Consider the following 8,687-nt stretch of genomic DNA (forward strand, 5'->3'; position numbering starts at 1 on the left):
GGCTAATGACCGTTTCTGAGATCGTAAGTGTACGGCGGCGCTGACACGGGGCAGTCTGGAGCGATCATGTCCTGCCCGGAAACCTCAATGAAACTGTATTTCGCCCCCAACACCTGCTCGCTGTCGCCGCATATCGTACTGCGCGAACTGGGGTTGGATTTTCAGCTGGTGCGGGTCAACAACCAGAGCAAACGCACGGCGGACGGCGAGGATTTTCGCCAGATCAATCCCAAGGGCTATGTCGCTGCGCTGGCGCTGGACAACGGCGAGGTGCTGACCGAAGGCCCGGCGATCCTGCAGTACCTCGTCGATCTGGCGCCCGAGGCTGACATCGCACCGGAGCCCGGTAGCTGGCAGCGGGTGCGTTTCAACGAGTGGCTGAGTTTTATTGCGACGGAAATCCACGCTGGCTGTGCGCCGCTGTTCAACGCCGATATTCCCGATGCGGTGAAAGCGATCTTTCGTGCGCGCTTTTTCGCCCGGCTGGATTTTCTGCAACGCACCTTGTCCGACAGCCTGTTTTTGCTGGGTCGTTTCAGCGCAGCCGACGCTTATTTGTTCGCGGTGCTGGAGTGGTTACCGTTTTTCGCCATCGATATCGGCCAGTGGCCTGCGTTGGCCAGCTTTCAGGCGCGGGTGGCGGGGCGAGATTCGGTGCGTCAGGCGGTGGCGGCGGAGGCGGCGACTGAGAAGGTCTGATCGCCATACGCCCTACACCTGTGGGAGGGAGCCCTGCTCGCGAAAGCGTCGGTCCAGTCACTGTGGTGTTGTCTGGTCGGACGCCTTCGCGAGCAGGGCTCCCTCCCACAGGATCGATGTCAGCCACAAGTTTGTGGATTGCCGCCAAACCTGTAGGCCTTCGCTTGCTCGCGATTGGCTGTGTCAGTCACTGCGGTGTTGTCTGGTCTGACGCCTTCGCGAGCAGGGCTCCCTCCCACAAAAGCCAAAGCAATATGCGAAGCCAGCGGCGTGGAAATCACGCCGCTGACCCTTCACTCAGCAAAGCTTGTCGATGACCCGCACGCCGGTTTCTTGCTGCGCCGTGCCCCATTCGCTGCTCAGGGTTTCCAGCACCCGTCCCAGGAACTGCTTGTCGGCGGCGGCCTTCTTGCCGACGTAGCCCTGGCCTTTGCGGTACATCTTCAGCCGTGCACGCATATGCGGATGCTGATCGTCGAACTCCTGCTCTTCGGTGCAGGCACCCAGGCCGTCCATGTGGACATCGCCTTTTTCACAGACCCAGAGAATGTGGCTGTCGAGGGTGTCTTTCTGCGCCGCGAACAGTCGAGCCAGTTGGTCAATAGTCGGTTGATTGTTCAGATTCATGGTGGATGACCCCTTTTTTGCCTGCTCGTTAATCTATCTGGTTAGTTCACACGCATTGGCGAATCGCCCATCGATCCGCAGTCCTTCCCACGCTGACAAACAAGGTCCGTCGGTATGCACAGAGCCGGTACCGGGCGGATGGATGTAGTGATGATGAAGGGCTGCTACGGAAGGTGTCGAAACGTGGGGGAGAGAAACGGCGGACGCTACAAGGACACTGGCGACGATGCGTGGTCGACCACAAGTGTCATGAGGACGTTTCGCCAGCGCTCGGCCCTGTGGCTCGATACTGCCGGTTCAGCTTCATCAATCTGCCTTGTGGGCAGCCCACATCCAGAGGAGGTTCGACGGCTATGCCGAACGGGCCCGGAGTACTTTTGCCAGCTCTCCCGATCGGGGAGACGGCCTCACTATGCCGTCGCAAAAAAACTTCGTCAACACATTTGTAGTGATAATTTTCAAGCACTACAAATTTTGTAGTTCCAATACATGCAGGTCCGTTCGTGACTACAAAGTCAGTCAATCTGCGGGTTTGCGGGTGATCTGGATTTGACGGCGGAGAAACGTCAGAAAACAATTATGGACGTTATGAAGATATCTGGATACTTTGTCCAGGTGACTTCGATTCCTTCAGGACAGTGCGTCAGATGAAAAAACACGCCCACGACAACCAGCATTTGCTCGCGCAGATCCAGCAGATTGCCGCCGGCCTCGCCGAGACGTTTGCGCCGTTCTGTGAAGTGGTGGTGCACGACCTGCAGGACCGCGATCACTCGATCCAGGCGATCCACAACAACCTGTCCGGGCGCAAGGCGGGCGATCCGACCACCGAGCTGGGGCTGGCGCGCATCGCCGACCCGGACTATCCCGGCATCGTCGCCAATTACGCCAACCGTTTCCCCGATGGCCGCCAGGCCAAGAGCACGTCCATCGGCATCAAGGGCGAGGACGGCCAGTACGTGGCGGCGTTGTGCCTGAACATCGACCTGACCCTGTTCCAGAGTCTGCAGTCGGCCATCGGCCAGTTCGCCAGCGTCGAAAACAAGGTCAGCGAGTCCCTGGACAGCAGCGGCGCGGACGGCATTCGCGAGCGCATCGACCAGTTTGCCGCGCGGCTGGCGAGCACACCGCGTTCGCTCAAGGCCGAAGAACGCCGGCAGTTGCTGCGCGAACTGAAAGAATCGGGCTGCCTGGACATTCGCAAATCCATGGAGGTGGTGGCGCAACACCTCGGTGTGTCCCGCGCGGCCGCGTACAGCTACAGCAAATGAACGGTGAGGTGATTTCTGCCATGGCTCAGAACATTGTCTGCGGCAACAGCCCGCAATTACCGGTCCCGGCCGGGCATTACAGCCACGTGTGCCGGGCCGGCAATCTGCTGATGATTTCCGGGCAACTGCCGGTGACCTTCGACGGCCGCACCTTGCAGGACGAACCGTTCGAGACGCAGACCCGCCAGGTGCTGAGCAATCTGGATGCTTGCCTGGCCCATGCCGGCATCGACCGTACGCGGCTGGTGCAGGTGCGTGTCTACGTCACTGACATGCAGCACTGGCCGCTGTTCAACGCGCTCTACGCGCAGTGGCTGGGCGAACATCGCCCGGCCCGTGCGGTGGCCGGCGTCGCGCAGTTGCATTACGGGCTGGCGGTGGAAGTCGAAGCCATGGCGCTGCTGTCGGACTGAACGTCGAATTCTTGCGGCTGTGACCTGTCGGGGTCCGGCTCACTGCAACTCTGGAGGATGAAGATGGAAACGCTGGTACTGCCGACTTACGACGATGTGCTTGCCGCCGCGCAACGCATCGACGGTTATGCCCACAAGACCCCGGTGCTGACCTCGCGCACGGTGAACCGCGAGTTGGGCGCCGAGGTGTTTTTCAAATGCGAAAACTACCAGCGCATGGGCGCCTTCAAGTTTCGCGGTGCGTTCAACGCCTTGGCGAAGTTCGACGCCGGCCAGCGTCAGCGCGGTGTCGTGGCATTTTCGTCGGGCAACCACGCCCAGGGCATTGCCTTGTCGGCGCAACTGCTGGGCATTCCGGCGACCATCGTCATGCCCCACGACGCCCCGGCCGCCAAGGTCGCGGCCACCCGTGAATACGGCGCCAAGGTGGTGATCTACGACCGCTACAGCGAAGACCGCGAAGCCATTGGCCGGCAACTGGCCGAGCAGCATGGCCTGACCCTGATTCCGCCCTACGATCACCCGGACATCCTCGCCGGGCAGGGCACGGCGGCCAAGGAGCTGTTCGAAGAAGTGGGCGCGCTGGACAGCCTGTTCGTCTGCCTCGGAGGCGGCGGCTTGCTCAGCGGTTCGGCCTTGTCGACCCGCGCCCTGGCGCCGAACTGCAAGCTCTACGGTGTGGAGCCGGAAGCCGGCAACGACGGTCAGCAGTCGTTCCGCGCCGGGCACATCATCAAGATCGACACCCCGAAAACCATCGCCGACGGCGCGCAGACCCAGTACCTGGGCCAATACACCTTCGCCATCATTCAGCGTAATGTCGATGACATCCTCACCGCCACCGACGCGCAACTGGTCGATGGCATGCGCTTCTTTGCCGAGCGAATGAAGATGGTGGTCGAACCGACCGGTTGTCTCGGCTTTGCCGCCGCGCGCGAGAGGGCGAGTGAGCTGAAGGGCCAGCGTGTCGGGGTGATTGTCAGTGGCGGCAATATCGACCTGAGTGCCTATTCCCGACTGTTGGCTTGACCCGGATTCACGGTAGACGCAATACCCTGTGGGAGGGATCGGAGGTTACGACGGTCGCGAATGCAATTTGTCTGACACACCGCTTTCGCGACCGTCGTAACCTCCGATCCCTCCCACAAAAGCGGATGTGTTTCTGCGCGGGTCAGTACGGTCGACCAATCAAACCGACGTCACAGCCAGCGCCTTCTGCCGGCGATACAGCACCAGCGTCGCCGACAGTCCGCACAACGCCGCGAACATCAGCCAGTACGCCGGTGAGGCCTTGTCGCCGGTGCTCTGCACCAGAAAGGTCGACATCGCCGGGGTGAAGCCGCCGAAGATCGCCGTCGCCAGGCTGAACGCCAGCGAGAAGCCGACCACCCGCACGTTTGCCGGCATCACTTCAGTCAGCGCCGCGACCATCGCGCCGTTGTACATGCCGAAGAAAAACGAGAAGTACAGCAACACTGCCAACAACCGTTCGAAGCTGGCCGCTTCGGCCAGCCAGTGCATCGCCGGGTAGGCGGTGAGCAGGCACAGCACGGTGATGCCGAGCAGTTGTGGACGACGGCCGATGCGGTCCGACAGTGCGCCGCCCAAGGGCAGCCAGATGAAGTTGGTCAGCCCCACGAACAGGGTCACGATCAGGCTGTCGGTGGTGCTCAGGTGCAGCACCGATTTGCCGAAGGTCGGCGTGTACACGGTGATCAGGTAAAACGTCGTGGTGGTCATCGACGCCAGCAGCCCACCGGCCAGCACCGTGCGCCAGTTGTCACGCATCGAGCGGAACACTTCACTGGCGCTCGGGTGGTGACGACGGGCCTTGAACGCTTCGGTTTCCTGCAGGGTGCGACGGATCACGAAGATGAACGGGATGATCACGCAGCCGACGAAAAACGGAATGCGCCAGCCCCAGTCGGCGATCTCGCTGGCCGACAGCCAGGCGTTGATGCCGTAGCCCAGCGCGGCGGCGAGGATGATTGCGATCTGCTGACTGGCCGACTGCCAACTGGTGTAGAAGCCGGTGCGCCCCGGCGTGGCGATTTCCGCCAGATACACCGACACGCCGCCCAGTTCGGCCCCGGCGGAAAAGCCTTGCAGCAGCCGCCCGATCAGCACCAGCAGCGGCGCCATCAGGCCGATGCTGGCGTAACCCGGCACCAGCGCGATCAGCACGGTGCCGCAGGCCATGATCGACAGGGTGACGATCAGCCCTTTGCGCCGACCGACCTTGTCGATGTAGGCACCGAGCACGATGGCGCCCAGCGGCCGCATGAGAAAGCCTGAACCGAACACGGCGAAGGTCATCATCAGCGAGGCGAACTCGCTGGTGGCCGGGAAGAACGTCTGGGCGATGTAGGTGGCGTAGAAACCGAACAGAAAGAAATCGAACTGTTCGAGGAAGTTGCCGCTGGTCACGCGCACGATGGCGGCGAACTTGGCGGCCCGGGACTGGGCTGCCGGTTGAGTGGTGTCAATCATGGTTTCTGTGTGCTCGATATTGTTATTGGAATGGTGGGTGCGGCGGTCAGTCCGAGCCCGCGTTGATCGGGTTCGGCTGGCGTTTCTCGATGGACGATTTCAGCAACGCGGCGCTGCGGAAAATCCCGTGGGCGAACTTGCTGTAGGGCATGGTCAGGAAGAACGCCATGACGAAACCCAGATGGAGCGCCAGCATCAACCCCAGCGCGCTGGTTTCGCGCAGGGCCAGCAGGGCCAGGCCACTGGCGCTCACCGCCAGCAACAGGGCGATAAAGCCGCGGTCCATGGGTTTCTGCCGGGCGTCGCCGTGCTCGGGGTTGCGCCGCAGATTCAGCCACAGCAGGCCCGCGGGACCGATCAACAGGCCGATACCGCCGGCGATACCCAGCAGCACCGGCAGGCTGAACACCGGGTAGGGCGCGTGCCAGTTCAGCAGGAAGTGATACAGCGTGGCGACGCCGGTGGCGGCGAAGCAGAGCAGGAAGCCGTAGAAGGTCAGGTGGTGGAAGCGCCGACGCCACAGGGTGAAGCGGTCATCGTCGTTGTTGCAGCCGTGACCGTGGCCGCCGTCCAGATACTTGAGCTGGGCGACGTTGGCCGTGGCTTCCAGCGCGGCAGAGGTTTTCAGCGCAGCAGACACTTCGCCGGGTGTGACCTCTTTCCAGAACCGCCGCACGCCTAAGGTCAGCGCCAGCGCAGCAAAACCGAACACCGCACCGAACATCAGCGCCAGGGTGTTGTGCGGGAAAATGCCGTAGAAATTGCCACCGGGCATGGCCGTGAACAGGTTGCCCATCACCAGCAGCGTCAGGCACAGAAACAGCGCCAGGCCCGCGCCGCTGGCCAGCGCCAGGGTCAGGCCGTTGCGCTGATACAGGCTGCCGAGCGCCTTCGGCCAGGCGTATTCGCTGTAGGTCTGCAAGCGCACCTTGGCCATGGCCTTGGGTACGTTGACCGCGAATTCGTGGGGGGCTGCGTACTGGCAGGCGTGCAGGCAGGCGCCGCAGTTGTGGCACAGGTTCGCCAGATAATGGATATCGGCCTGGGCGAACTCCAGACGGCGGGTCATGGCCGGGAACACCGCACAGAAACCTTCGCAGTAGCGGCAAGCGTTGCAGATGGTCATCTGCCGCTGGACTTCGCTTTCGTCCAGATTCAGCACCGGGATCAGTTCGGCAGGTGCCTGGGGATCAAACAGTTGCATGTTTTTTATCCGAAATAGAATGACCGAAACCCGCCGCAGCGGCCGCCTGAACACCGGCAATGCGACCGAACGCCGTGCCGATGGCCATGCCGATGCCGGCGGTGTAGCCCTTGCCGAGGACATTGCCGGCCATCATCTCGCCGGCCACGAACAGGTTGCCGCTGGCCTTGCCGTTGAAACGCACGGCGGCGGTTTCGTCGGTGGCCAGACCCAGGTAGGTGAAGGTCACGCCGGGTTTGAGCGGGTAGGCGTAGAACGGCGGTTTGACCAGTGGCCGCGCCCAGTGGGTCTTGGCCGGGGTCAGGCCTTCGGTGTGGCAGTCGTCCAGCGCGGTGTGGTCGAAGGTGCCGACCTGGCAGGCGCGGTTGTAGCGCTCCACGGTGTCGACGAAGGTCGCTTCCGGCAGGCCGAGCTTGCGCGCCAGTTCGCCCAGGCTGTTGGCGCGGGTGCCGGGGAAGACCGGCGGCATGAAGCGGCCGATGGCCTGCTGGTCGATGATCGAATAGGCCTGCTGGCCTGGCTGATCGGCCACCAGTCGGCCCCAGATCGCATAGCGCTTGGGCCAGAAGTCTTCGCCTTCGTCGTAGAAGCGTTCGCCGTCGCGATTGACCACCACGCCCAGCGACACGCAGTCGATGCGCGTGCAGATACCACCGTCGTACAGCGGCGCGCGGGCATCGATGGCGACCATGTGCGCCTGGGTCGGGTCGCCGATGATCTCGGCACCCAGGTCGATCATTCGCCGCAACAACACGCCGGTGTTGAAGCGCGTACCACGGATCAGGAAGTTGTCCGACGGCCACTCGCCGTGCTCGTTCTGTCCCCAGGCTTCGCGCAACCATTCGCGGTTGGACTCGAAACCGCCGGCGGCCAGCACACAGGTTTTCGCCTCGATGCGTTCGGCGGGCAGGCGCTGGCCGTCGACTTCGCGCTCGGCCAGGTGCGCAGCGACGAACTGGCCGTCACGCAGTTCGATGTCGCTGACCTGGGCGTTGTAGCGGACCTTCACGCCGAGCTGTTCGGCGCTGCGGAAGTAGGCGTTGACCAGCGCTTTGCCGCCGCCCATGAAGAATGCGTTGGTCCGTGCCACGTGCAGCGCGCCAGACAGTGGCGGCTGGAAATGCACGCCGTGGGAGCGCATCCAGTCACGGCAGGACGACGAGGCGCGGATGGCGATGCGCGCGAGTTTTTCGTTGGTCAGCCCGCCCGTCACTTTGAGCAGGTCCTGCCAGTATTCTTCTTCGGGATAGGCATCGACCAGCACGTCTTGCGGCGCATCGTGCATGCAGCGCAGGTTGCGCGTGTGCTGTGAGTTGCCACCGCGCCAGATCTTCGGCGAGCCTTCGAGCAGCAACACGCTGGCGCCGGCTTCGCGGGCCATCAGTGCTGCGCACAGTGCTGCGTTGCCGCCGCCTATGACTAGAACATCGAACATGATTTCTCCTCCAATCCCCGGCAGACGCCGCCGAAGAATGGGGTGAACAGTAGGGAAGCGGGGGGGTGTGTCGAAAGACCGGATTCGGTGTGGGGTGTTTAGTTTTGCTAAAGGGCAGCGATTGCGCCGTTGCTGAATGAACGCAATCCCCTGTAGGAGCGGGCTTGCCCTGCGAGCGGCGGCGGAGTCGTCGTAAAACCTGTGTCTGCGGTGTGTCTGATGGATTGCGGATCTGCTAACGCAGCCCTGTTTCGCCTACGGCGAGTTACGCGGTCCCCTGTAGGAGCTGGCTTGTCCTGCGACCGGCGACGAAGTCGTCGTAAAACCTGTGTCCTTGGCGTATCTGACACTCCGCCGAGTCTGCTAACGCAGCCTTATTTCGCCTCACGGCGAGTTACTTGGAAAAGCCCCAAGTAACCAAGGGCTCCTATCCCCACCATACGGTGCCTCGCCCAGGCTCGGCATGCCCTCACTCCGGCGACGCTCCGTGGGCCCGCCGCGAATGGGCCATCCATGGCCCACGCGGCTCTCGCGGCATCCATGCCGCT

The 8,687-nt window shown here is 62.6% G+C and carries 8 protein-coding genes; 4 read left to right on the plus strand and 4 right to left on the minus strand.

Annotation, left to right across the window (positions count from 1 at the left end):
• The first annotated feature begins 87 nt into the window (after positions 1–87).
• The gene (gstA, locus tag ACIPL0_RS30540) at positions 88–699 is read left to right on the plus strand and encodes a glutathione transferase GstA (RefSeq protein WP_400602600.1); all 612 of its coding nucleotides are present in this window, start codon (positions 88–90) and stop codon (positions 697–699) included.
• Between the two features lie 297 nt (positions 700–996).
• Here gstA and ACIPL0_RS30545 read toward each other — a convergent pair whose 3' ends face one another.
• Positions 997–1,326, minus strand: a complete 330-nt coding sequence (locus ACIPL0_RS30545) for a hypothetical protein (protein ID WP_400602599.1) — start codon at positions 1,324–1,326, stop codon at positions 997–999.
• Positions 1,327–1,973: 647 nt separating this feature from the next.
• Here ACIPL0_RS30545 and ACIPL0_RS30550 point away from each other — a divergent pair.
• From ACIPL0_RS30550 to ACIPL0_RS30560, 3 genes are all read left to right on the plus strand, one after another.
• On the plus strand, positions 1,974–2,597 hold the full coding sequence (locus ACIPL0_RS30550; RefSeq protein WP_400602598.1) for a transcriptional regulator: 624 nt from the start codon (positions 1,974–1,976) through the stop codon (positions 2,595–2,597).
• Positions 2,598–2,617: 20 nt separating this feature from the next.
• Complete coding sequence (locus tag ACIPL0_RS30555) at positions 2,618–3,010, plus strand: RidA family protein (protein ID WP_400602596.1); 393 nt, start codon at positions 2,618–2,620, stop codon at positions 3,008–3,010.
• A 63-nt stretch (positions 3,011–3,073) separates the two neighbouring features.
• A complete protein-coding gene (locus ACIPL0_RS30560) occupies positions 3,074–4,039 on the plus strand; it encodes a threo-3-hydroxy-L-aspartate ammonia-lyase (protein WP_400602594.1) in 966 nt (321 codons plus the stop codon).
• Between the two features lie 159 nt (positions 4,040–4,198).
• On the opposite strand, the gene ACIPL0_RS30565 is transcribed toward ACIPL0_RS30560, so the two are convergent.
• The 3 genes from ACIPL0_RS30565 to tcuA are packed head-to-tail and all read right to left on the minus strand — an operon-like array spanning position 4,199 to position 8,139.
• Positions 4,199–5,500 (minus strand): MFS transporter, encoded by a 1,302-nt coding sequence (locus ACIPL0_RS30565; RefSeq protein WP_400602592.1) that lies wholly within the window; start codon positions 5,498–5,500, stop codon positions 4,199–4,201.
• Positions 5,501–5,546: 46 nt separating this feature from the next.
• Positions 5,547–6,704 carry a tricarballylate utilization 4Fe-4S protein TcuB gene (tcuB, locus tag ACIPL0_RS30570; RefSeq protein WP_400602590.1) on the minus strand — a complete coding sequence of 386 codons (1,158 nt, stop codon included), beginning with the start codon at positions 6,702–6,704 and terminating at the stop codon, positions 5,547–5,549.
• A complete protein-coding gene (tcuA, locus tag ACIPL0_RS30575) occupies positions 6,691–8,139 on the minus strand; it encodes an FAD-dependent tricarballylate dehydrogenase TcuA (protein WP_400602588.1) in 1,449 nt (482 codons plus the stop codon). The genes tcuB and tcuA overlap by 14 nt, the downstream gene beginning before the upstream one ends.
• Positions 8,140–8,687: the final 548 nt, after the last annotated feature.

The organism is Pseudomonas sp. NPDC090208, assembly GCF_044746785.1.
Classification (GTDB): Bacteria; Pseudomonadota; Gammaproteobacteria; order Pseudomonadales; family Pseudomonadaceae; genus Aquipseudomonas.

Coding starts and splice junctions, on each gene's coding strand:
- tcuA (WP_400602588.1), bottom strand. CDS start 8,139: ATGTTCGATGTTCTAGTCATAGGCGGCGGCAACGCAGCACTGTGCGCA.
- tcuB (WP_400602590.1), bottom strand. CDS start 6,704: ATGCAACTGTTTGATCCCCAGGCACCTGCCGAACTGATCCCGGTGCTG.
- ACIPL0_RS30545 (WP_400602599.1), bottom strand. CDS start 1,326: ATGAATCTGAACAATCAACCGACTATTGACCAACTGGCTCGACTGTTC.
- ACIPL0_RS30560 (WP_400602594.1), top strand. CDS start 3,074: ATGGAAACGCTGGTACTGCCGACTTACGACGATGTGCTTGCCGCCGCG.
- gstA (WP_400602600.1), top strand. CDS start 88: ATGAAACTGTATTTCGCCCCCAACACCTGCTCGCTGTCGCCGCATATC.
- ACIPL0_RS30565 (WP_400602592.1), bottom strand. CDS start 5,500: ATGATTGACACCACTCAACCGGCAGCCCAGTCCCGGGCCGCCAAGTTC.
- ACIPL0_RS30550 (WP_400602598.1), top strand. CDS start 1,974: ATGAAAAAACACGCCCACGACAACCAGCATTTGCTCGCGCAGATCCAG.
- ACIPL0_RS30555 (WP_400602596.1), top strand. CDS start 2,618: ATGGCTCAGAACATTGTCTGCGGCAACAGCCCGCAATTACCGGTCCCG.